This is a genomic window from Acinetobacter sp. ACNIH3 (genome assembly GCF_002918965.1).
Lineage (GTDB): Bacteria > Pseudomonadota > Gammaproteobacteria > Pseudomonadales > Moraxellaceae > Acinetobacter > Acinetobacter schindleri.
Genome location: NZ_PQLP01000010.1, coordinates 40,397 through 61,961 on the forward strand (window position 1 = coordinate 40,397; position 21,565 = coordinate 61,961).

24 protein-coding genes and 1 pseudogene are annotated in these 21,565 nt (G+C 43.1%); 8 read left to right on the forward strand and 17 right to left on the reverse strand.

Features of this window, described 5'->3' with window-relative positions:
• Nucleotides 1–20: 20 nt before the first annotated feature.
• The 8 genes from purF to C3420_RS06625 all read right to left on the reverse strand — a co-directional run bounded on the left by purF (nucleotide 21) and on the right by C3420_RS06625 (nucleotide 7,125).
• The gene (purF, locus tag C3420_RS06590; RefSeq protein ID WP_004812339.1) at nucleotides 21–1,556 is read right to left on the reverse strand and encodes an amidophosphoribosyltransferase; all 1,536 of its coding nucleotides are present in this window, start codon (nucleotides 1,554–1,556) and stop codon (nucleotides 21–23) included.
• A 24-nt stretch (nucleotides 1,557–1,580) separates the two neighbouring features.
• Nucleotides 1,581–2,162 (reverse strand): CvpA family protein, encoded by a 582-nt coding sequence (locus C3420_RS06595; protein WP_004812336.1) that lies wholly within the window; start codon nucleotides 2,160–2,162, stop codon nucleotides 1,581–1,583.
• 5 nt (nucleotides 2,163–2,167) lie between these two features.
• The gene (locus C3420_RS06600; RefSeq protein WP_004812335.1) at nucleotides 2,168–3,169 is read right to left on the reverse strand and encodes a quinone-dependent dihydroorotate dehydrogenase; all 1,002 of its coding nucleotides are present in this window, start codon (nucleotides 3,167–3,169) and stop codon (nucleotides 2,168–2,170) included.
• 90 nt (nucleotides 3,170–3,259) lie between these two features.
• Nucleotides 3,260–3,739 carry a type II secretion system protein GspM gene (gene gspM, locus C3420_RS06605; RefSeq protein WP_103800058.1) on the reverse strand — a complete coding sequence of 160 codons (480 nt, stop codon included), beginning with the start codon at nucleotides 3,737–3,739 and terminating at the stop codon, nucleotides 3,260–3,262.
• Nucleotides 3,739–4,878: a type II secretion system protein GspL gene (gspL, locus tag C3420_RS06610; RefSeq protein ID WP_103800057.1), complete on the reverse strand. Its 1,140-nt coding sequence runs from the start codon at nucleotides 4,876–4,878 to the stop codon at nucleotides 3,739–3,741. The genes gspM and gspL overlap by 1 nt, the downstream gene beginning before the upstream one ends.
• Before the next feature lie 29 nt (nucleotides 4,879–4,907).
• On the reverse strand, nucleotides 4,908–5,363 hold the full coding sequence (locus C3420_RS06615; RefSeq protein WP_004894181.1) for a phosphoglycerate mutase family protein: 456 nt from the start codon (nucleotides 5,361–5,363) through the stop codon (nucleotides 4,908–4,910).
• A 78-nt stretch (nucleotides 5,364–5,441) separates the two neighbouring features.
• The gene (locus tag C3420_RS06620) at nucleotides 5,442–6,515 is read right to left on the reverse strand and encodes an NAD(P)H-dependent glycerol-3-phosphate dehydrogenase (protein WP_004812326.1); all 1,074 of its coding nucleotides are present in this window, start codon (nucleotides 6,513–6,515) and stop codon (nucleotides 5,442–5,444) included.
• 28 nt (nucleotides 6,516–6,543) lie between these two features.
• Nucleotides 6,544–7,125 (reverse strand): nitroreductase family protein, encoded by a 582-nt coding sequence (locus tag C3420_RS06625; RefSeq protein ID WP_048882061.1) that lies wholly within the window; start codon nucleotides 7,123–7,125, stop codon nucleotides 6,544–6,546.
• 258 nt (nucleotides 7,126–7,383) lie between these two features.
• Between C3420_RS06625 and C3420_RS06630 the strand changes: the two genes are divergently transcribed.
• On the forward strand, nucleotides 7,384–7,764 hold the full coding sequence (locus tag C3420_RS06630; protein WP_103800056.1) for a hypothetical protein: 381 nt from the start codon (nucleotides 7,384–7,386) through the stop codon (nucleotides 7,762–7,764).
• Between the two features lie 58 nt (nucleotides 7,765–7,822).
• On the opposite strand, the gene rhlB is transcribed toward C3420_RS06630, so the two are convergent.
• Both rhlB and C3420_RS06640 read right to left on the reverse strand, forming a co-directional pair.
• On the reverse strand, nucleotides 7,823–8,974 hold the full coding sequence (rhlB, locus tag C3420_RS06635; protein WP_103800055.1) for an ATP-dependent RNA helicase RhlB: 1,152 nt from the start codon (nucleotides 8,972–8,974) through the stop codon (nucleotides 7,823–7,825).
• A gap of 98 nt (nucleotides 8,975–9,072) precedes the next feature.
• Nucleotides 9,073–9,288: a cold-shock protein gene (locus C3420_RS06640; protein ID WP_004280099.1), complete on the reverse strand. Its 216-nt coding sequence runs from the start codon at nucleotides 9,286–9,288 to the stop codon at nucleotides 9,073–9,075.
• A gap of 383 nt (nucleotides 9,289–9,671) precedes the next feature.
• Here C3420_RS06640 and C3420_RS06645 point away from each other — a divergent pair, with 383 nt between their 5' ends.
• From C3420_RS06645 to C3420_RS06665, 5 genes are all read left to right on the forward strand, one after another.
• Nucleotides 9,672–9,905 carry a sulfurtransferase TusA family protein gene (locus C3420_RS06645; protein WP_180184269.1) on the forward strand — a complete coding sequence of 78 codons (234 nt, stop codon included), beginning with the start codon at nucleotides 9,672–9,674 and terminating at the stop codon, nucleotides 9,903–9,905.
• A gap of 141 nt (nucleotides 9,906–10,046) precedes the next feature.
• A complete protein-coding gene (rpoH, locus tag C3420_RS06650) occupies nucleotides 10,047–10,916 on the forward strand; it encodes an RNA polymerase sigma factor RpoH (protein ID WP_004894167.1) in 870 nt (289 codons plus the stop codon).
• 124 nt (nucleotides 10,917–11,040) lie between these two features.
• Nucleotides 11,041–11,406 (forward strand): DUF423 domain-containing protein, encoded by a 366-nt coding sequence (locus C3420_RS06655; RefSeq protein WP_004894164.1) that lies wholly within the window; start codon nucleotides 11,041–11,043, stop codon nucleotides 11,404–11,406.
• 28 nt (nucleotides 11,407–11,434) lie between these two features.
• The gene (gene thiS / locus C3420_RS06660; RefSeq protein ID WP_103800053.1) at nucleotides 11,435–11,632 is read left to right on the forward strand and encodes a sulfur carrier protein ThiS; all 198 of its coding nucleotides are present in this window, start codon (nucleotides 11,435–11,437) and stop codon (nucleotides 11,630–11,632) included.
• 14 nt (nucleotides 11,633–11,646) lie between these two features.
• Complete coding sequence (locus C3420_RS06665; RefSeq protein WP_103800052.1) at nucleotides 11,647–12,429, forward strand: thiazole synthase; 783 nt, start codon at nucleotides 11,647–11,649, stop codon at nucleotides 12,427–12,429.
• Between the two features lie 72 nt (nucleotides 12,430–12,501).
• Here the strand turns inward: C3420_RS06665 and C3420_RS06670 are convergent, their stop codons facing one another.
• Nucleotides 12,502–13,113, reverse strand: a complete 612-nt coding sequence (locus C3420_RS06670; protein ID WP_004812313.1) for a glutathione binding-like protein — start codon at nucleotides 13,111–13,113, stop codon at nucleotides 12,502–12,504.
• A 218-nt stretch (nucleotides 13,114–13,331) separates the two neighbouring features.
• Between C3420_RS06670 and C3420_RS06675 the strand changes: the two genes are divergently transcribed.
• Nucleotides 13,332–14,777 (forward strand): SulP family inorganic anion transporter, encoded by a 1,446-nt coding sequence (locus C3420_RS06675; protein ID WP_103800051.1) that lies wholly within the window; start codon nucleotides 13,332–13,334, stop codon nucleotides 14,775–14,777.
• 158 nt (nucleotides 14,778–14,935) lie between these two features.
• Nucleotides 14,936–15,652, forward strand: a complete 717-nt coding sequence (gene trmB / locus C3420_RS06680; RefSeq protein ID WP_103800050.1) for a tRNA (guanosine(46)-N7)-methyltransferase TrmB — start codon at nucleotides 14,936–14,938, stop codon at nucleotides 15,650–15,652.
• Nucleotides 15,653–15,818: 166 nt separating this feature from the next.
• Here the strand turns inward: trmB and C3420_RS06685 are convergent, their stop codons facing one another.
• The 6 genes and pseudogenes from C3420_RS06685 to C3420_RS06700 form a co-directional block, all read right to left on the reverse strand.
• Nucleotides 15,819–16,964, reverse strand: coding sequence for an aldehyde dehydrogenase family protein (locus C3420_RS06685; RefSeq protein WP_228152943.1), 1,146 nt, complete (start codon nucleotides 16,962–16,964; stop codon nucleotides 15,819–15,821).
• Nucleotides 16,961–17,245: a hypothetical protein gene (locus C3420_RS17585; protein WP_228152944.1), complete on the reverse strand. Its 285-nt coding sequence runs from the start codon at nucleotides 17,243–17,245 to the stop codon at nucleotides 16,961–16,963. The genes C3420_RS06685 and C3420_RS17585 overlap by 4 nt, the downstream gene beginning before the upstream one ends.
• Nucleotides 17,246–17,287: 42 nt before the next feature.
• Nucleotides 17,288–18,145, reverse strand: coding sequence for a GMC family oxidoreductase (locus tag C3420_RS17590; RefSeq protein ID WP_416202839.1), 858 nt, complete (start codon nucleotides 18,143–18,145; stop codon nucleotides 17,288–17,290).
• A pseudogene (locus C3420_RS17595) lies at nucleotides 18,105–18,908 on the reverse strand (GMC family oxidoreductase). Before C3420_RS17595 ends, C3420_RS17590 begins: the two are co-directional and overlap by 41 nt.
• Before the next feature lie 137 nt (nucleotides 18,909–19,045).
• The gene (locus C3420_RS06695; protein ID WP_103800049.1) at nucleotides 19,046–19,825 is read right to left on the reverse strand and encodes a Rossmann-like and DUF2520 domain-containing protein; all 780 of its coding nucleotides are present in this window, start codon (nucleotides 19,823–19,825) and stop codon (nucleotides 19,046–19,048) included.
• Between the two features lie 126 nt (nucleotides 19,826–19,951).
• Nucleotides 19,952–21,445 carry an OmpA family protein gene (locus C3420_RS06700; protein ID WP_103800048.1) on the reverse strand — a complete coding sequence of 498 codons (1,494 nt, stop codon included), beginning with the start codon at nucleotides 21,443–21,445 and terminating at the stop codon, nucleotides 19,952–19,954.
• Nucleotides 21,446–21,565 lie beyond the last annotated feature (120 nt).

A 21,565-nucleotide genomic window follows, 5' to 3' on the forward strand; every position in this document is an offset into this window, starting at 1 on the left:
TTTTTCATGATTTTAAAGACTTAGACTTCGCGCACGCCAGTCAGGTCTACTGATGCTGCATCGATATTTACATCAATAAACTTGTCACCTTTTTTGGCGCCATCATTACGCTTTTGCTGTAACTGGTCAAGGTATGCTTCATCAATACCACCAGCCACATATACGCCGTCAAATACAGAACAGTCGAATTCACGCAGGTTCGGTACAATCTTGGTACGTACTGCATCTTTTAGATCTTCCAGATCCTGGAAAATCAGACGGTCAGCACCAATAATTTCACGAATTTCTTCAACACTACGTTCAGATGCAATCAGTTCAGATTTGGCTGGCATATCGATACCGTACACGTTCGGATATTTCACCATTGGTGCAGCAGACGCAAAGAATACTTTTTTCGCACCGGAATCACGCGCCATCTGAATGATTTCATTACACGTGGTACCACGAACAATTGAGTCATCGACCAATAGAACGTTTTTACCCTGGAATTCCAGCTCAACCGGGTTCAGCTTCTGACGTACTGATTTTTTACGCAGTTGCTGACCAGGCATAATGAAGGTACGACCGATATAACGGTTCTTCATGAAACCTTCACGGAATTTCACGCCCAGCGTATTTGCCAGTTCAAGCGCAGAAGTACGTGATGTATCTGGAATTGGAATGACCACATCGATATCATGTTCATCACCCCACTCGCGCAGGATTTTATGGGCCAGTTTCTCACCCATTTTCAGACGGGCTTTATACACTGAAATACCATCAATGATTGCATCTGGACGCGCAAAGTACACATATTCAAAGATACATGGACGGTATTCTGGCTTTGCAGCACATTGCTTGGTAAAGAAGTTCCCTTCAGAGTCAATAAAAACAGCTTCACCTGGCTCGATATCACGCTCAACTTTAAAGCCCAACGCTGTAATCGCTACAGATTCAGAAGCGATGATATATTCCATCCCGTTTTCAGTTTCACGCGAACCGTAAATCAACGGACGGATACCATTAGGATCACGGAAACCAACCACTCCTTGACCTGTAATCATGGCAACAACTGCATAACCACCTTTGCAGCGCTCATGCACGCGTGTTACGGCATGGAAGATATCTTCAGAGGTCGGTACCAGTTTGCCACGCTTCTGCAATTCGTGCGCAAATACGTTGAGCAGAACTTCTGAATCAGAATCGGTGTTCATATGACGTAAGTCAGTCTTGAACAGGTCATCATGAATTTCTTCAGCATTGGTCAGGTTACCGTTATGTGCCAGCGTAATCCCGTAAGGAGAGTTCACATAAAACGGCTGCGCTTCAGCACTACTTGAGGTACCCGCAGTTGGATAACGCACATGGCCAATACCGTAATTACCTTGTAATGCACGCATATGACGGGTATGGAATACATCACGCACCATACCAACATCTTTACGAAGGAACAGGCGACCTTCATGACAAGTTACAATCCCAGCTGCATCCTGTCCACGATGTTGTAACATCGTTAATGCATCAAACAACATTTGGTTAACAGCTGATTTACCAGCAATACCAACCACTCCACACATAGCAACCTCGCAGACAAGCTAGGATTAATAAAAAGGATTATTCGTAGACTCAGCCGATGATTTGCTTTTTACAGCAGGCTCAGCCGATACATCTGAAGATTTTCTGGAATCTTCCGACTTGATATGTTGTAGGGCTTCGTTTGCAGCATCTTTGGACATCTGGGTCGCCCATGGCGCATAAGGAAGCAAAGTCTGAATTACTTTGGACTGTTTCCAGTGTGGTGAGCTTTCTACCCACGGCCCGATTCCCTGCATGGTGATCAGGACAATCAGCAGCCCTTTCAGGCTACCAAACACCCCACCTGCAAGACGGTTTAAAGGTCCCAGTTTCAGGGTTTTCATCACACGGTTGAGCAAGAAGGTTACTATCCAGGTCAGAACCACAATCATGAGGACGATGAAAGCAAATGCTGCAATTTTTTGTACCACTGGATCTGTACTGAGAGCAGTCATGGAAGGCGCAAGTAGTGTTGAATATTTCGCTGCTACAATGAGCGCAAAAATCCAGCCAGCTAAGTTCGCAAAGGCTTTAATAAATCCTTGACGCAAACCGTTTAGCCCTCCAATGAGCAGTATAAACAGTAAAAAGATGTCAATGGCAGTCATAGAATTCAGAATGCTTCAACACAGTCTTTTACAAGTGTCGGACCTGTATATATGAGGCCACTATAAACTTGTACAAGGCTGGCACCAGCTTGCTTTTTGGCAGCGGCATCGGCACCCGAAAGAATACCACCCACACCAATCAATGGAATTTGTCCTTGCAGCACATCTGCAAAGGCTTTTAAACACGCCGTACTTTTCTCAAAGACCGGCGCACCCGACAAACCGCCTGCTTCTTCAGCATGCTCCAGACCTTCAACACCTTCACGAGACAAGGTCGTATTGGTCACAATCAAACCATCAATCTTGAATTGCAGCAATTGCTGAGCAATAAATGCAATATCTTCAGCTTCTAGGTCTGGTGCAACTTTCAAGACCAGAGGTACATAATGCTGGTTTTCTTGAGCAAGCTCAAGCTGACGGTTTTTTAGCGTTTCCAGCAGCTCAGTGAGCGCATCACCACTTTGCAGGCTACGCAGGTTTTTTGTGTTGGGAGAGGAAATATTAACAGTAATGTAGGAAGCGTAATTATATACCTTTTCCAGACAGATTAAATAATCATCAACTGCATTTTCAACCGGAGTTACAGCATTCTTGCCGATATTAATCCCCAGAACACCTTTGAATTTTGCAGCTTTAACATTTTCAATCAGTTTGTCCACGCCTTCATTATTAAAACCCATACGGTTAATAATGGCTTTCGCTTTTGGCAGACGGAACAGTCGGGGTTCCGGATTACCGGGCTGAGGACGCGGGGTAATAGTACCGATTTCAATAAAACCAAAGCCTTGACTTGCAAGGGCATCGATATAGGCACCATTTTTGTCCAACCCTGCCGCCAGACCTACCGGATTCGGAAATTCGATTCCCATACAGGTCACTGGTTTAGAAGCAACGTTTTGACGCATCATCCCCATGGCATGGGAGGATTTCAACAGTGATAGTGTCAGCTCATGTGCACGCTCTGGTGCTAAAGAAAACAACAAAGGGCGGGCTAGAGAATACAACATATCTAGAAAAGTCTACTGCTTTTTAAGTCGGCATATTATAGTCACAGCCCGGTAAAAAAACCATGCTTTGCAAATCTTTATTTTTACCGTTTATAGGACAGTCGCTGTTAATTTAATCTGTCCGGCATCACTGATAAGTTCCATTTTTTCAACAGTTAAGCCACTCTGGGCCAGCTGGGTCAGAAAATTAGCCAGTACAGAATAATTTTCATGACTGACATTGAGTAAAATTTTACCTTCCTGCTGCTGGGATGAAACCGACAACCCCTGCTGCTGGGCAGCACGCTGCACTTTTTCTGAGGCATCTAATTGCAGATCGCCTGCTGGCTTCATGGTCGCTGCATTACTCTGCATCCACACTAAAGTATCTTTTAAGGTATTCAGGCGCTTTTGCTGGGTATCCGCAGCTCTGTGCATATAAAATAGTGCCGAACCGACTGCAGCCACGATGACAAAAATCGTGGTAAAGATCACCATATAGCGTTCACGAGTACTCAGGCTATCCAGATAATCTGTAATGCGTTCAATGCGCTGGTCCAGCCGGATTTGAATATTGTTGAGCATTTTCATTATTGTATTCTCACCGATCCGATCGCACCTGCACCATTGGCCTGTACATTACCCAGTTCAACTTTAAAACCCTGCTGTGTCAGCTGACGGGTCAAAGTGCTTAATGCATCAGAAGAGTTCGCCTGCAGATCCATATTCAGACTTGAAGTATCATAACTGACCCGCTGCGCAATAATCTGGTTTTGCATTAATACCGGCCCCACCCGACTAATCAGATCAAAAGCCTGAGTATTCGCCACCTGACTTAAACGCATCTGCCCTTCAAACTGGCTTTTGATATTCTGCTCGTTTACAGGATAGTTCTGACCAAACCAGTATTTGAACTGATCAATCGCTTGAGAAGCAGTTTGATTGGCAATCTTTTTATATTGATACCAGCGCACAGCATCATAACTAAACTGCAGCACCAGAATACCCAAAAACACAGCAGCACAGGCTTTCCAGTAACCGGAAACCGGTGTATCTGCCTTGGCTTTAGGCAAGACATTAAAAGGATGCTGTTTGGCTTTTTTCGGCTGGGGAAGGCTGTACTGAAACGACTCAACCTGATCATGGGTAACAACGGCTTCCAGACTACGCAGCTGAGCGTCATTCAGGTTACTCACCTTGTAATTTACATCTTTAGGCTGATAATCCAGATAAAGACTCAGGTCATCGACCGAATGACCCACATATTCCGATTCGCGAACCAGTAGTCGCCCAGCAAGTTCCGCCAATACACGTTGATTTTCTTCAGGAACAGGCAGGACCAGAAAATCTGGCAATAATGCCGTGACCTTGACCGGAAGAAGGTTCAATACATGCTGCATGGTTTCTACAGTTGAATTGGAAATTCCCAATACACTGAGCTGATCGGGCTGCTGAAAATGATGAAGCACCTTCATCGCATCAACCGGTAGAATGACATATTCCTCCAGCAGATACTTGATTGCCTCCTGCCCCATTTTCTTATATTGGGCTTTGGACATGCTCTGCTGCAAAATCTGCACATGACGACTCGGGAAAAAGACCGTTGCCTCTACCCCATGTTGCCCTTGGATTTCCTGAATTAGTTGCTCAAGTGTATCTGCACTTTTCCAGAATTCCCCATCTGACCATTGCCAAACCCCATTGGCTTCTGGCATCCATAAATACAACATCGATTGTGTTCTGCCGTTTTAATAGTTTTTTATACTGTTGGAATAAAGCTTTTTAACTGTGTCGATAAACCTGCTGCAATCACTGCCTGATCATAAATGCGAGCTTCTGACAAATGAAAAGGATGGAAAGACTCCGCTGTCAGAATGGAAGCAATATGTGCCACCACATTCATATGGCAAACCACGACAATTGATTCATACGGTAACTGAGACAACCACTCCACAGCCACTTTGGCATCATCATCCGGCTTAATGGCATTACAGATCACCACCGGTACATCTTTATAGAAAGCCTGCAAATGTGCCAGAGTTTCCTGAGCACGAAGCAACGGACTCACTACAAAGACTTCAGGTTTAACTATGTCTTTCAGGTATTGAGCAGTCTGTTCTGCCTGTAGATGTCCACGTTCGGTCAAAGGGCGCTTGGTGTCGTTACCATTTACCGGTGGAGCTGCTTCGCCATGACGTACGAGTGTCAGTTGCATACATTTCCCTATTCGTTCATTCAAGCTGCTGATCAGGTCATAATATGAGACTGATCATACAGTTCCATCACTTATAAATCAGACCTGATGATGTGGCAAGACAAATTCCACATCACTGCGATGACCATTTTTCATTAAAGACACTGCAATACTCATCGGCGGTGCACCTTCAAAGATCACAGCATACAAGGCACAGGTAATTGGCATGTATACATCCAGTTCTTCTGAACGTGCTTTTACCTGTACAATAGTATTAATCCCTTCCGCCGTCTGACCCAGTTCAGTAGTTGCCTGTTCCAGAGTTTTACCTTTACCCAGCGCATAACCAACCTGATAGTTTCGGCTTAACGGACTATTACAGGTAGCGAATAAATCACCTACACCCGACAGCCCCAGGAAGGTTAATGGATTCGCACCAAGCTTCACCGCAAAACGGCTCATTTCTGCCAAGGCACGGGTCAGAATCATACTCTTGGTATTTTCACCGACGTTATAGGCGGCTGCCATACCCATTGCGACTGCATAGATATTTTTCAGCGCACCACCAAGCTCTACACCATGCACATCATCGCTGGCAAAGACACGGAATAAAGCACTGTGCAAAGCTTGCTGTACTGCATAACGCACCAGTTCAGAATCACTTGCAATCACAGTCCCTGCTGGCTGGCCCGCCACAATTTCCTTCGCCAGGTTCGGGCCTGAAAGGACCCCATAAGGCACTTCAGGTAATTCTTCCCGGATGATATCACTCATAAAACTAAAGGTTTTCGCTTCAATACCTTTGGTCAGTGAAATCACGGCCTGAGAGCTAATAAAAGGCTTAATCTGCTTCAGCACATCACGAAAAGAATGGCTTGGAATTGCCACCAGAATAATGTCACGATCACGTACTGCTTTTTCTAAATCAGAAACTGCCAATAATGCAGGCTCGAGCTGAAAATCTGGCAGGTAACGCTTGTTCATATGCGTGGCATTAATATCCGCAGCCGTGGCTTCATCACGAATCCAGATCATGGTGTCACAGCCATTGCGTACTGCAGTATTTGCCATTGCTGTACCAAAACTGCCACCACCCAACACTGTAATTCGCAACGCAGTCTTACGATCAATTTCTACAGGTTCAACCAGATCTGAAAATTTTAATTCTGACATGTGTTTCTAATATCCTTATCTAGCCAAATTAATGTGATGGATTCCACTGGCTGACAAATGCTTCTGTATGGATTTCTGCACGTGGCGCAATAGTTTTTGCCGCCGTTCCAATATAAATGATGCCTGAAACCAGATCATCACCTGAAATTCCTAAAGCCTGTTTAAAGTATAACGATTCTACTACAGCACCACTACGCCACATGGTCGAAAAACCTTGAGCTTGCAGAGACAATAAGAAATTCTGAATTGCGGCACCAGAGCTCAGAATCTGCTCAAAATGCGGCACCTTGGGATGATCCTTTAAACGGGTCAAAGCCAGAACCAGTAAAGGTGCACGGAAAGGATGATGTTTTACCCGCTCAATCTGAGCAGCTTCAGTTTGCCCCAGATCGATTAATGCCTGAGACAATAACTCACCAAAAGCTTCACGCTTATCATCTGGAATAACTACAAATTCAGTAGGTTTTAAACGGTGGTGATCTGGCGCAGTCAGCGCAGCCTGAAAGGCCATTTCCAGCTGTTCAGCATTGGGTGCCGGGGCAATCAGCTGACCAATAGATTGACGTTGATGAATATTCTGATGAACGATTTCGATCGTTGATTCGGTCATTGCCTTGTATTTCTATACTTAAAAACTGTATTCAAGATTAGCATATTCATCTTGGGATTCTCTATATCCTTCATTTTTATTCTTCGTGCTCAAATATATTTAGCTCACTGTTTTCGTTTCTGATAAAAATCATTAAACAGCATTTATGATAATGACATGGCTAATACTGAAAATTTCCAAACTTATACATGCCATACAAAGTCTAAAGATTATTATTTGATTAATTATACGATTATCTGATCTTGACGAGTTTTAGACATGACAAAAATATTAACAATGGGTGCAACTATTGTCACTGCACTTGCTCTAACCGCGTGTAGTACTAATCCAACTAACACAACTGCAATCCGCAAAGAAAATAATCAATTCGAAGTTACCGGATTAGGTAAGACCCAAGTCATTGCCAAAAATAATGCCGTAAGCGCCGCTTCTAAAACATGTGGTTCACGATCAACAGCTATTATTGTAGATGAACAGTCCACTTATGATGGCGCACTGAAAGGCGTGGTAGATGAGCAGACCGGGCAGATTATTCAGGCTGCTGCCACAGTACTTGGTAATATTGCGGGTACAGGCAATAGCATCAATTCAGATGATGACTACCAAACTACCCTGACTTTCCGTTGCCAGTCTAACTAAAGTCTTTTTAGCTAGCTAAAAAAACCGCCCAATGAGCGGTTTTTTTACAAACTGGAAATTAGCAATAACCTTCCAGGCGGGTCAATGGTAATTTTTGACCAATCGCTTTTTCAATTTCTGGCAGATAGAACGCATCATCTTCCGACAGGAAACTAATACTGACACCACGAGTCCCGGCCCGTCCAGTACGACCAATACGGTGTACATAATCATCAGATTGTTCTGGCAGGGTAAAGTTTACTACATGCGATACACCATCCACATGAATACCACGACCTGCTACATCAGTTGCGATCATGATATTGTGTTTTCCATTTTTAAACTGGTCCAGCATTTTTAAGCGCTTGTCTTGGGCAATTTCACCAGACAGCATCACCACTTTATAGTTGTCACGTTTCAGATGATCATAGAGTTTACGCACCTGATCACGACGGTTGGCAAAAATCATGACCTTCTCAATCGGTTCATCACGCAAAATGTCTTGTAGCAGTTTATATTTATCTGCCTTGGCAACCATATATACACGTTGTTCAACGTCCGCATTGGTTTTCTTTTCTGGCTCAATTTCAACCGTTACGGGTTCAAATAACCACTGTTGTGCCAGATTCAATACGTCATAGCTAAAAGTTGCCGAGAACATCAGAGTCTGGCGCTGTTCCTTGCGTGGCGAGAAACGTACGATACGTTTCACTGAAGGGATAAAGCCCATATCCAGCAGGCGGTCTGCTTCATCAATCACCAGGAATTCAATCTGATCTAACCAGACTTCTTTTTGTTCAACAAAGTCAATCAAGCGACCTGGAGTAGCAACCATGATGTCCACAGGTGCCTTATCGAGCTGTGCTTTTTGCTTGTCAAAATCTACACCACCAAGCAGCGTCATGACACTCAGGTCAGTAAACTTGGTCAGCTCATGCGCGTCACTTTCAATTTGTAGTGCAAGTTCACGAGTCGGTGCTAGAATCAGTGCACGTGGCTCACCACGGTAACGCTGTTCCTGAACAGGATTATTTAATAGATCATTGATGATACTCACCAGGAAGGCCGCTGTTTTGCCCGTACCCGTTTGCGCACGACCAATTGCATCGTGACCTGCCAATGTGAATTTTAAAACCTTCTCCTGAATAGGCGTCATAGAAGAAAAGCCTAAAGCATCAATCGCTTGTTTTAGATGAGGATGTAAATTTAAGGTTTCAAAACCAGATGACATAAAGCGGTGCTCTAAATAGATAATCACTAAGATACAGACAGTATAAACAAAAAACGCCCCAATTTATATTGGGGCGTTTTATTAGCTTAATCCGAAGATTAGTCTAATGGTTGAACTTCTTCAGCCTGGAAGCCTTTTTGGCCTTTTACAACACTGAATTCAACACGTTGGCCATCACGAAGTGAACGGTGACCGTCACCTTGGATTGCACGGAAATGAACGAATACGTCATCACCACCATTGCGTTGAATAAAGCCGAAGCCTTTAGTATCGTTAAACCACTTAACTACGCCTTGTTCGCGAGCAGCTGTCATAAGTTAATCCTCGTTGTACCGAAAAGAAGGACCACCCGGTGTTGCAAACAGCAGAGCAAACAAGTTTGAAAATATTATTTTTAAGCTTGTAATCATTCTGTAAAACTATTAACAAAATCCCGGTTACATCCATTTATTTGCAGGATGAAAAACAATCAATTTGTTTATCTAAAATCCCACTAACTCATCGAGCTTAACATGGGTTTATAACAATTAATAGCCTTTTTTTAGGTTTGTTCTAATTGATTTCGCTATTTTTTTCAGAAATTTGCATAAGGTTTTTTTAATTATTATTTCGTTTATATTTTTTTAAAAAAGTTGGGATTTGGCATCCTATTTGCTAATATTTAGACCCCTTTTAAAGTCGAATGAATATTACGGAAATGATTGACAACGCAGATCAGATTCGCACCGTCGATGCCATGGGTAAACCCTGTCCTATGCCGCTATTGATGTTAAAACGTGCCCTGAAAAGCCATCCCGGCGAAACCTTTCTGCTGAAATCATCAGATCCACACAGCCAGATTGATGTTTCGCGTTACTGTGAGTTAAATCAGCTGAAGTATGATATGCAACAAATTTCCGACGTGGAGTTTCACTACATAATTGAATCTTAAAAATTTTCAATTAAACTATTTATCTCCACATTCGTATAAAAGTTTACATATCTCTACCCAAATATCCATCATTTGACTGGAGATTGGATTAACATAAATCTTAGATTTGGGAATGATCCCGTTATTCCTCAAGGAGAACACATGAGTGACAGCAGCAATCAATTGATGCCCCTGTCATTATCGGCGCCAGGTGTCAATCTCGGTGCTTATATTAGTACTGTCAATCAGATTCCTATTTTAACTGCCGAACAAGAAAAAGAGTTGGCAGACCGATATTTCTATGACCAGGATCTGGACGCAGCAAAAATGCTGGTGATGTCCCACCTGCGTTTTGTAGTCCATATTGCACGTAGTTATGCAGGTTATGGCCTGCCTCAAGGTGACCTGATTCAGGAAGGTAACCTTGGCTTAATGAAAGCAGTTAAACGCTTTGACCCGAATATGGGTGTTCGTCTTGTTTCCTTTGCCGTGCACTGGATTAAGGCTGAAATCCACGAATATGTAATCCGTAACTGGCGTATTGTCAAAATTGCGACAACTAAAGCCCAGCGCAAACTGTTCTTTAACCTGCGTAGTCTGAAAAAGTCATCTAAAAAGCTGACCTTAGATGAAGCTCGATCAATTGCCAATGACCTGAATGTGACCCCCGAACAGGTTCTGGAAATGGAAGGTCGATTGACTGCCTATGATGCAGCATTTGAAGCTTCAGGTGATGATGACGATGAAGGTTCAGGTCATGTCGCTCCAGCGCTGTATTTGGAAGATAACCGTTATGATCCGGCACGTCTGATTGAAAATGAAGACTATGAAGAACAAAGTACAGCTGCCCTGCACGATGCCATGGAACAACTAGATGACCGTTCACGTAACATCTTGCAGCGTCGCTGGCTGGATGATGAAAAATCTACCCTGCATGAGCTTGCCGCAGAATATAATGTTTCTGCAGAACGTATTCGTCAGCTTGAAAAGAATGCAATGGAAAAAATTAAAGTTGCGATGTCTTCCAACTAGATTTCATGTCCTGTATATAGAAAAGCCTTCAGATTTGAAGGCTTTTTTTGTCTTTCAATACGGTGTTTCAGTCTGTGCTTTTATGCTAAGGTTAAGCGCAAAATTTACAGGAAGATCAGTTCAGATGTGGATTGCAATTTCAGCGATTAATCTGGCCCTTGCAGTAATGCTGGGTGCTTTTGGTGCGCATGGCTTGAAAGCACGTGCAACTGAAGCACAGCTTGGCTGGTGGCAGACTGCAACCGATTACTTTTTCTATCATGCGCTCGGCTTGTTGCTGTTAGGCATTCTGGCAAAAGTAATTCCACAATTGCCGATTAAACCAAGTTTTATTTTGATTCAATTGGGCATTTTACTGTTCAGTGGTTCACTTTATATTATGGCACTTGGTTTACCGCGTGGTTTGGGTGCAATTACCCCGATCGGAGGCGCACTGATGATTGCAGGCTGGCTGACCCTGGCCTGGAATGCATTTAAATATATCAAGTAAGAACTGATCAAATTCAGAGGGTGCCAAAATGAACATCTATATCAATGGCGAACAACAACAGACTGACTGCACCACCTTAATGGAACTGGTTCAGCACCTTGCGATTGAAGGTAAGCGCTATGCCGTTGAAGTCAATGAAATGATCGTTCCCAAAAGTAGACTGGCAGCAACGCCAATCTGTGAGGCAGACAAAATCGAAATTATTCACGCTGTCGGTGGCGGCTAAGGTTCGGAAATACTATGCAAGATTTACTTCAAATTGGCTCACGCCAGTTCCAGTCACGTCTGTTGGTTGGTACAGGAAAATATAAAGACTTACAGGAAACAGATCAGGCAATTCAGGCGAGTGGTGCTGAAATTGTTACGGTTGCAATCCGTCGTGTGAATATCGGCCAGCATCCAGACCAGCCGAATCTACTATCCGTGATTCCACCCGAAAAATATACCATTCTGCCTAACACCGCTGGCTGTTTTGATGCTAACAGTGCTATACGCACCTGTATGCTGGCACGTGAACTGTTGGATGGTCATAACCTGGTAAAACTGGAAGTTCTGGGTGATGAAAAAACCTTATATCCAAATATCACTGAAACTTTAAAAGCAGCACGCACCCTGATTGATGATGGTTTTGAAATTATGGTGTATACATCAGACGATCCAATCGTGGCGCAGGAGCTGGAAAGCATGGGTTGTGTTGCGATCATGCCTTTAGGAAGTCTGATCGGCTCAGGTCTGGGAATTCTGAATCCTCATACCATTTCTATCATTAAGGAAAATGCCAAAGTGCCTGTACTGGTCGATGCAGGTGTCGGCACAGCCAGTGATGCAGCCATTGCGATGGAACTCGGTTGTGATGGCGTATTGATGAATACAGCCATTGCAGCAGCACAAAATCCAGTCTTAATGGCATCTGCTATGCGTAAAGCAGTAGAAGCTGGTCGTGAAGCATTCTTAGCGGGTCGCATGCCACGTAAGCGTATGGCCAATGCCAGCTCACCTGAGACAGGTTATTTCTTTAAATAAATTCGTTAATAAGAAAATTAAGTGCAAAAATAAAGGACTCAATCGAGTCCTTTATTGATTTGCTGCGGTGTATTAAGGAATCAATCCTTCATCACGCATAGCAATCTGTACTGACTGACGCTCTGCGACCTTATTACGAATGTGAATGATATTTTTATAAGGTGTCAAATCGTGTTCGATATGATTTGACCAGTTAGTAAGTACAAACAGATAAGCATCTGCTGGTCCAAAGTTATCATCCACCAGGTAATCATTGTCTGATTCACCAATGGCTTTATCAATGTAACTTAATAAGCGGTCAATTTCTGCATACGCCTTTTTCTTGGCTTCCTCATCCATTGGCGCACCAAAGAACACAGCATATGCATCATGCAGTTCTGAGTTCAGATAACCTAACCATTCCAGGACTTTGGCACGTCCCATACCTGATGGTGGAATTAAATCTTGTTTTGGATCGTGTTGTGCCAGAAATGGAAGAATCGCAACGTTCTCAGTCAGAATCAGGCCCGGGTTAATTTCCAGTGCAGGAACATAGCCTTTTGGATTGATCTCGTAATAATCTGTGCCTTTCTCAGTTTTATGTGTTTTTAAATCAACACGTTCCAAATCAAAATCAACATTAATTTCATTTAAAATAATATGTGCTGCCAACGAGCATGCACCAGGTGCATAGTAAAGCTTCATTTCTGATCCTTGTTATCTACTTCTCAATGTTTTAAATCGCTTCTAACAAACTTTCAAGTGATCAAACCTGTAAATTGCAAAAAAGCGTAACTGCCGCCAAAAGACATTTACTTCTTCAATATTGAGTATATTCCAGACATTTTCAAGTCATTCTTGTGTGGATTTTTATACCAGGACGATTAAGATACGCGGGGTTAAAAGTGAAATGATGAAATTCTGTGATAAGTCTGAAAAAAGAAGAATGGTTTTCCAATATCCGCACTGATGTTCTGGCTGGCCTGGTGGTCGGATTAGCCCTCATTCCAGAATCGATTGCGTTTTCTGCCATTGCTGGCGTCGATCCCCAAGTTGGTCTGTACGCATCTTTCTGTATCGCGGTATCTATTGCTTTCTTCGGTGGTCGCCCAGCAATGATCTCGGCAGCAACTGGTGCGATGGCGCTCCTTATGATTACTTTGGTCAAGGAGCATGGTCTGCAATACTTACTGGCTGCCACTGTATTAACCGGGATTATTCAGGTAATTGCCGGTTCATTTAAAGTTGCCAAATTGATGCGCTTTGTTTCGCAATCAGTGGTCTATGGCTTCTTGAATGCCTTGGCGATTCTGATTTTTGTTGCGCAAATCCCGGAAATGCAAAAAATGGATGCGACCGGTTATCTGTTTGTTGCGATCAGTTTGGCAATTATCTATTTATTTCCTTATCTTCCGAAAATTGGTAAAGCCATCCCTTCTCCACTGATCTGTATTATCGTCCTCAGCGGACTGACTCTTTTCCTCGGATCAGATATGCGTACCGTGAGTGACTTAGGGCATTTTCCAGATACCTTACCAGTTTTCTTGATTCCAGAAATTCCGCTGAATTTCGAAACACTACAAATTATTTTTCCTTATTCAGCGACTTTGGCCACTGTCGGTTTACTTGAGACCATGATGACCACCACTGTAGTCGATGAAGTCACCGATTCTGAAAGTGACCGCCATCAGGAATGCCGTGGTCAGGGTATGGCCAATATCGTCAGCGGTTTTATGGGTGGAATGGCCGGTTGTGCTATGATTGGACAGTCGATTATCAATGTCTCTTCTGGTGCACGTACCCGTCTGTCTACGCTTGTGGCAGGCATCTTCTTACTTTGCCTGGTGGTATTTCTGAAAGATTGGCTGGCTTATATTCCGATGGCAGCACTGGTAGCCATTATGATCATGGTATCATTTACCACCTTCCAGTGGGGTGCTATCAAGCAGTTTAACAAGCATCCGCTTGCTTTTAATGTGGTGATGATTACTGTTGTGCTGGTAGTTTTGGTGACCCACAACCTGGCATTAGGCGTGTTAATCGGCGTGGTATTGTCTGCCCTGTTCTTTATCAACAAACTGGAAAATACGGTTCACGTATATACTCATTTGCTAGATGAACGTTCTCGTCGTTATGTGATTTCCGGGCAGATCTTTTTTAGCAGTTCAGACCGTTTCTATCAGTTCTTTGACTTTAAGGAAAACCTGGCAGTTGTTGAACTAGATCTGACCCATGCCCATATTTGGGATGTCACTTCTGTGAATATGTTTAATAACGTCGTACAGAAATTTAAAGCACAAGGAATTGATGTTCAGGTGACTGGACTGAATGAAGCCAGCAGTACTTTGGTCGACCGTTATCAAACCTGATCATCATTCATATGATTTAAAAGGGCCAATTGGTCCTTTTATTTTTCTGAGGAATAAGCTCAATGCCAGTTTTTAGTAGTGAATTCCTGAGAAAAGTTTGACTTGCTCCGCTCAGGACTTAAAATACCGCATTCTGAATTTTTAGATTTGCCAAAGTTATGTCGAACGATCAATTAGACCAGCAAGTCGTGGAGCTGGACAATTTAAGCGAGCACCGTGAAATTGTGACGTTTATGCGCCGCTCAGCGCCATTAAATACCTCTCAACGTACTGCGCTTGAACAATATGGTCACTTAATTTTGGAATATCCAGTGGGTGATTTGCGTCAGCATTTTGAGCACCCTGAACGTCCACTGACTGTAGAAATCGGTTTCGGTATGGGCCGTTCACTGGTATTGATGGCCAAAGCCAATCCTGAACGTAATTTTGTCGGTATTGAAGTGCACGTACCCGGCATCGCACAATGTGTATATGAAGCAGGTATGGAAGGCTTAACCAACTTGCGTGTCCTGGATGCCGATGCAATTCAAGTCCTGCGTGAAATGCCGGATAACAGTATCAACACGGTGCAGTTGTACTTCCCTGATCCATGGCAGAAAAAACGTCACTTCAAACGCCGTTTCGTATCACACGACCGTATGCCATTGGTTGAACAAAAGTTAGAGATTGGCGGTACATTCCACGCTGCGACTGACTGGGAACCGTATGCTGAATGGATGCTGGAAGTGCTTGAAGAGCGTCCACGTTTGGAAAACCTGGCAGGTAAAGGCAACAGTTACCCTCGTCCTGACTGGCGTCCTCAAACCAAATTCGAGCGTCGTGGTATTGAAGCCGGCCATAAGATTAATGACTTTATCTTTAAGAAAATCTCTTAATCCAAGATGAATCCCCAAAAAGCGCTGATGATTCAGCGCTTTTTTTATAAAAAGAATTTATCTTTGAATTAATGAATGATCGCGATCAGAATACCTAAAATCAATTTTAGAAAGAAAAACAGATGTTCATCTTTATACCTGGCAATTTTCCTAGGCATCATTCACTTTAACGTAAGAAGATACGATAAATTAGTTTCAAAATCGAACTGCCATACGGTGGATAAATCAGCTTCATCAAACTGAATTTTGGACGGCTAAATACCGACTTAGCATGACTAAAGGTCTTAAAGCCTTCATGTCCGTGATAATGCCCCATTCCAGATGGGCCAATCCCACCAAAGGGCATATCCTCCATACCAGCCGTCATTAAAGTTTCATTAAGACAGACCCCGCCACTGTGTGTCGTATGCAGGACTTTTTGTTGCTCAGCTTTGTTATAACCAAAGTAATACAGTGCCAATGGCCGGTCATGCTGGTTGATGTAGTTAATTACTTCATCCATCTGCTCATAGCCAATGACGGGCAGAAGTGGACCAAAGATTTCATTCTGCATGATCAGCATATTGTCATGGACATTGGTCAAGACCAGGTGCGGCAAACGGCGCCCATCTACCCCCTGTTCAATCTGATGCAACTGTGCACCTTTGGCCTGAGCATCCTCAATATATTGCTGTAATCGAGCAAGCTGCCGGTCATTGATGATGGTTGTATAATCCGGATTGCTTAAAATACTATTTGGATAAAATTGTCGAATAGCATCGAAGTAAGCTTCAATAAAAGCTTGGATTTGTGACTGATGCACAAATGCATAATCTGGTGCTACACAGGTCTGCCCGGCATTCATGGTTTTGCCAAAAGCTAGACGGCGTGCGCTTTCCTGTAAATCTGCATCCTTCGCAACGATAACAGGTGACTTACCACCAAGCTCCAGTGTGACTGGGGTCAGATTCTCCGCCGCCGCATACATCACATGACGTGCAATTGAAGTCGCGCCAGTAAAGAGCAAATGATCAAATGGCAAAGTAGTAAATTGCTGTGCGACTTGTGCATCCCCCGTAACTACAGCAATCTGGTCAGCAGAGAAATAACGGGCAATCAGCTGTTGAAACAGACTGGAAAATTCCGGGGTATATTCACTCATTTTCAGCATGACCCGGTTACCCGCAGCCAAGGCCTGGCCCAAAGGACCTATGGCGAGGAAAAGCGGATAATTCCACGGCACCACAATACCAACCACGCCTACCGGCTGATACATCACATAACCTGTAGCTGGCTGAAACAGAATACCAACCTGACGTTTACTCGGCTTCATCCATTTTTCAGATGTTTCAAGCTGTGTTTCAGTCCATTTAAACTGGTCAGCACTTCAAACAGCTTGGTTTCGTCAAGACTCCGGTTCGAGAAATCCCGACTAATAGCAGCTGCCATTTCATGCTGATGCTCCACCACCATTTGGTATAATGTTTTAAGTCGCTGTTGACGCTGCTCATAGTCTGGATATGCTGCTTGCAAACATGCCTGACGCTGTTGCTGGAAAATATCCTGCATGTATTTGGCACTATCCAGATTTGCACCTTGTTCCCATGACGTCATATACGGTCCCTATTTATTCTGTAAAAAGAAATTCTCATATTTTTAAGCAACTTTCGATGTTTGTTGTCTTGCCCGGATCAGATCCACAGCTTTTTCTGCAATCATAATTGTTGGTGCATTAGTATTGCCATTCACGACCGATGGCATGACTGAAGCATCAATCACCCGCAGATTTTGAATGCCATAGACACATAATTCAGGATCAACTACAGACATATCATCAACGCCCATCTTGCAACTACCAACTGGGTGATACACCGTATCTACCCGATTGCGCAGAATTTCCCGAATATCCTCATCATTTTTTACATGCGCAGTAAATAAATCCTGTTTATACAGACTGGAAAGCGATGATGACTGCATCAATTTTTGTGTCAGTTTAAAACTTTGGACCAGATCATCCAAATCGCGCTCATCGTTCAAGAAATTTGGATCAATCAATAGCGGATCATGAATGTTTGGCCCGCTCAGTTTAATTGAACCACGGCTGCGTGGATTTAATAAACAGACATGACAGGAAATGCCGTGGCTTCTGCGGAATTTACATGCATGATCATCCACTAACGCCACCACGAAATGCAATTGCAGATTGGAAATTTTCAGTGCTGGCGAGCTTTTAATGAATCCTCCACATTCAGCAAAATTAGACGCAATCATGCCGCGGCGTTCACTGCGATATCGCCCAATTTGCTTAATTTGCTTAAACATATCCAATGAACCTGACATGGATATCCCGAAGGTTCCGGCAAATTCCTTGAAGCTATAGCCGAAAATAAAATCGGGGTGATCATGAAAATTCTTTCCAACCCCTGGCAAGTGGTGCTTGAGCTCGATACCGTGTTGTTTCAGTTCTTCAGCATCACCAATCCCGGATAGCATCAATAGGTGTGGAGATTGCATGGCACCGGCCGAGAGCAACACTTCCTGTCGCGCTCGTAACGTTTTTAATTGACCCGCATGTTGCCTGCACCCCAACTACCGCTTTTTGTTCGATTATAATTTTATGCGTGGTGGCTTTAGTCCATATGGTCAAATTCGGACGATTCAAATGTGGAAACAGATAAGCTCGAGCTGCGCTACAGCGCTCACCATTATCATGAGTCACCTGATAAATCCCTAAGCCTTCCTGCTCTGCACCATTAAAATCATCCAGCACTGGATAGCCCTGCTCACGTGCTGCCTGTAAATATCGTTCATGGAAAATACTATCTGTTTGCACATCAGATACATGCAAAGGGCCTGCATTACCATGATATTCATTCTGAATGCGATGGTTATTCTCAGATCGGATAAAATATGGCAGTACTTCATCATAAGATCAGCCAGTACAGCCTTGTGCTGCCCAATCATCATAATCGGCACGATTGCCACGGATATAAATCATGGCATTAATTGCTAAGGAACCCCCCAGACATTTACCACGTGGCTGATAACCTTTACGTCCATTCAATCCTTTTTGTGGAACGGTTTCAAAAGCCCAGTTGTTAATTTTGGTTGGTAAACTCATGACACAGGCTGCCGGAATATTTACTGTCCAGGCATTGCCATGCCCACCTGCTTCCAAAAGACAGACAGAAATATTGGGATCTTCACTGAGACGGCTGGCCAGTACGCATCCTGCGCTCCCTCCACCAATAATGATGTAGTCAAATTCCTGTTGCATTGTTATTATTCCATTTTCATTATTATCTTCTCAACTTAAGATATTTTCTGAAAATAGAACAATCGATATTCAGAATTAAACTCGATGCTTGATCGAGATATCTGCATGCAATTCAGATACCTATATATTTTCCAGGTTTAGGAGATTTGATGGCATTGCAGGATTTGCTGACTCATCAAGGCATATACTTCTGCCAAATCACTACGTTGTGACTGTTCCAGCATGGATTGATGCATATTCAGAATATTCTCATCTCCTCGCATGGCGGGACCTGTCTGCATCTGGCGTGGATCATTCTGTGTCGCTTTATTTGCTGTTTCCAGAATTAATGGATAAAGCAGACTAAAATCCACTTGCTGTGCATCGACTACCTGTTTGGCCATGTCATAACAGTAGTTACTAAAATTACATGCAAAGACTGCAGCTAAATGCAGACTTAGGCGTTGCTCTGAACTATACGAATAGACTCTACCGCTTAGGCTATTTGCTAAATTTTGAAGGATATTTTGGTCTTCTTGATCATGTGCTTCGATAAATAAAGGTGTATTTTCCCAGTTAATCTCACGTTCCAGACTAAAAGTTTGTAATGGATAGAACACACCAGCACGTGTATGGATTTGTTTCAACACATCTAAATGAGTACTGCCGGAAGTATGTACGATCAGGTTATTCGGTAAATATGGATGAATCTGTTCAATAACCATGGCAATTGACTGGTCACTAACCGCAATAATGACCAGATCCACACGATTATCCAGTTGCTCAGGCTTTTCAATTGCCTGTGCCTGGAATTGGTCTGCCAGTTGCTGGGCCTTTTCCAAGGTCCGGCTATAAATCTGCACAATCTCATGCTGTACTGACAATACATGAGCAAGATGATAAGCCACTCGCCCTGCCCCAATGATAGTAATCCGCATTTACTCATATTCCTGAACAATTGCGCACAGCATGCCAATAAAAAAAGGACGAAGCAATTTGTCCTTTTCATTTTGATCAATCTAGTTAAATAGGTTATTTAAATAAAGCGTTCTTTAGTCTTGAATTTACACCTTCTGTTTTACACCTTGGTCATCGACCGCACGTACAGTCCCAGTGTTGGTATTCATGACTTCAAAGGCAATACGACGGTTTTTATAACGGTCTACATCTTTAGCATTTGATGCATTGGGTTGAGCCGGCCCCATGCCTATTGCATTCAACTGGGCAGGATCGACCCCCTGTTTCACCAGATAGTTAACAATCGCCTGAGCACGCTGTAAAGACAGTTGTGTATTTAATTCATCATCACCTTGAGCATCTGTATGACCAATCACTTGCAAATGAACTTGTGGCGCACGTTTCATTAAAGCTGCTGTCTGATCCAGAATCGACTGATTGATGGTCGGGATTTCAGTTGAACCTGGAGCAAAGTTAATTGCTTGCAGATTTAAAGCTGTTGCAACATCTAAAGCCCGGATTTGTTCTATAGGCATACTTGCCAAGACTTTTTCAGCTTCATTGCTCGGCGTATTAATCGCCTTTGCAGTACTAATAGGTTTTTGGGTAATGACCGTCATATTTTTTGCCAGCTGGCGAATTTCACCTGCGATACGTTCAGCATCGGCTGAATTCCCGGCTTGTACAGAAACCTGTTTTCCTTCCCAATGCAAGCTGACATTTGGCACACCCTGCATTGCTTTTAATACAGATGGAATCGTATCCTGATCGGTGAATTCAGAATGGTAATTATCATTATTTTCTGAACCGCAACCGATATTATAATTAAAAATCTGTTTGATCTCGTTTTGTAGAATTTCCATATACTGGGGATCATTAATCTGTACCTGACAGCTAGTAATCTGCCCCTCACTTCCAGTACTTAATTTTAGAAATGCAGTTTCAGTTGCGACTGCTTTAGATGCATTTTGCATATCCCGGATATCATCTGGATCATCATCACGTGTACAGCCTCGGAAGAAGAACATAATTAAAGCAGCCACGATAATAAAGGCAATGATCGGAATTAAAAAACGTGATCTTCTTTCTTTTTGAATCGCCGGTTCAACAGGTTCAGGATCAATTCCCGGTACAGGTGTTGGATGATGGCCAACCAGTGGCGATGCACCTATAACAAGTAACAGCTGTGATGCCCAGGTCGGCAACGCTTTTTGAATTGAATCATTATTGGTTTCAATTACATAATTAATTGCATCAGGATTAGATGCATCGGCTTCTGTTTTTAGATACTCAATGGTTGGTTTAATCGAACGATTTAAGGTCTGTTCAAGCTGCTCTTGTGGCACACTATCGGACAGGCTGGCCAGATGCTCGAGCAGACGTTGTTTGATTTCAGGTTTTTCTGTGAACAATTCACTGATCTTTGGATTTAATTGCTGACTCAGAGTTTCTGCCTGTTCCGGATGCACACGCAATATGCTCAGGAAAATAGGATAAAATTGCGCTAGCGCCTGCTCTTTGGCAGCAACATATTCTGTTTCGCCTTGCAGCACCGTCGGAGTAACATGATATTTTAATCGTTGAATCAGGTCGTCATTCATAAAGTCACCATTCTTTTGATTTTTTAATGATTAATATTTATTCAGTTTAAAACCCGATCTTTTTAGAAAATGTAAATAGTTGTATGAAAATCATAACATTTCAATAGTGCTAGTTAATGA

Excerpts from the sequence above, each read along its gene's own strand:
- C3420_RS06645 (WP_180184269.1), top strand. The coding sequence starts at position 9,672 with ATGATTGACAACGCAGATCAGATTCGCACCGTCGATGCCATGGGTAAA.
- purF (WP_004812339.1), bottom strand. The coding sequence starts at position 1,556 with ATGTGTGGAGTGGTTGGTATTGCTGGTAAATCAGCTGTTAACCAAATG.
- C3420_RS06685 (WP_228152943.1), bottom strand. The coding sequence starts at position 16,964 with ATGAAGCCGAGTAAACGTCAGGTTGGTATTCTGTTTCAGCCAGCTACA.
- C3420_RS17590 (WP_416202839.1), bottom strand. The coding sequence starts at position 18,145 with ATGCAATCTCCACACCTATTGATGCTATCCGGGATTGGTGATGCTGAA.
- C3420_RS06615 (WP_004894181.1), bottom strand. The coding sequence starts at position 5,363 with ATGCAACTGACACTCGTACGTCATGGCGAAGCAGCTCCACCGGTAAAT.
- C3420_RS06640 (WP_004280099.1), bottom strand. The coding sequence starts at position 9,288 with ATGACAGCTGCTCGCGAACAAGGCGTAGTTAAGTGGTTTAACGATACT.
- rpoH (WP_004894167.1), top strand. The coding sequence starts at position 10,047 with ATGAGTGACAGCAGCAATCAATTGATGCCCCTGTCATTATCGGCGCCA.
- trmB (WP_103800050.1), top strand. The coding sequence starts at position 14,936 with ATGTCGAACGATCAATTAGACCAGCAAGTCGTGGAGCTGGACAATTTA.
- C3420_RS06625 (WP_048882061.1), bottom strand. The coding sequence starts at position 7,125 with ATGACCGAATCAACGATCGAAATCGTTCATCAGAATATTCATCAACGT.
- C3420_RS06630 (WP_103800056.1), top strand. The coding sequence starts at position 7,384 with ATGACAAAAATATTAACAATGGGTGCAACTATTGTCACTGCACTTGCT.
- gspM (WP_103800058.1), bottom strand. The coding sequence starts at position 3,739 with ATGAAAATGCTCAACAATATTCAAATCCGGCTGGACCAGCGCATTGAA.
- C3420_RS06600 (WP_004812335.1), bottom strand. The coding sequence starts at position 3,169 with ATGTTGTATTCTCTAGCCCGCCCTTTGTTGTTTTCTTTAGCACCAGAG.
- rhlB (WP_103800055.1), bottom strand. The coding sequence starts at position 8,974 with ATGTCATCTGGTTTTGAAACCTTAAATTTACATCCTCATCTAAAACAA.
- C3420_RS06595 (WP_004812336.1), bottom strand. The coding sequence starts at position 2,162 with ATGACTGCCATTGACATCTTTTTACTGTTTATACTGCTCATTGGAGGG.
- C3420_RS17585 (WP_228152944.1), bottom strand. The coding sequence starts at position 17,245 with ATGACGTCATGGGAACAAGGTGCAAATCTGGATAGTGCCAAATACATG.
- thiS (WP_103800053.1), top strand. The coding sequence starts at position 11,435 with ATGAACATCTATATCAATGGCGAACAACAACAGACTGACTGCACCACC.
- C3420_RS06655 (WP_004894164.1), top strand. The coding sequence starts at position 11,041 with ATGTGGATTGCAATTTCAGCGATTAATCTGGCCCTTGCAGTAATGCTG.
- gspL (WP_103800057.1), bottom strand. The coding sequence starts at position 4,878 with ATGTTGTATTTATGGATGCCAGAAGCCAATGGGGTTTGGCAATGGTCA.
- C3420_RS06695 (WP_103800049.1), bottom strand. The coding sequence starts at position 19,825 with ATGCGGATTACTATCATTGGGGCAGGGCGAGTGGCTTATCATCTTGCT.
- C3420_RS06700 (WP_103800048.1), bottom strand. The coding sequence starts at position 21,445 with ATGAATGACGACCTGATTCAACGATTAAAATATCATGTTACTCCGACG.
- C3420_RS06665 (WP_103800052.1), top strand. The coding sequence starts at position 11,647 with ATGCAAGATTTACTTCAAATTGGCTCACGCCAGTTCCAGTCACGTCTG.
- C3420_RS06620 (WP_004812326.1), bottom strand. The coding sequence starts at position 6,515 with ATGTCAGAATTAAAATTTTCAGATCTGGTTGAACCTGTAGAAATTGAT.
- C3420_RS06670 (WP_004812313.1), bottom strand. The coding sequence starts at position 13,113 with ATGAAGCTTTACTATGCACCTGGTGCATGCTCGTTGGCAGCACATATT.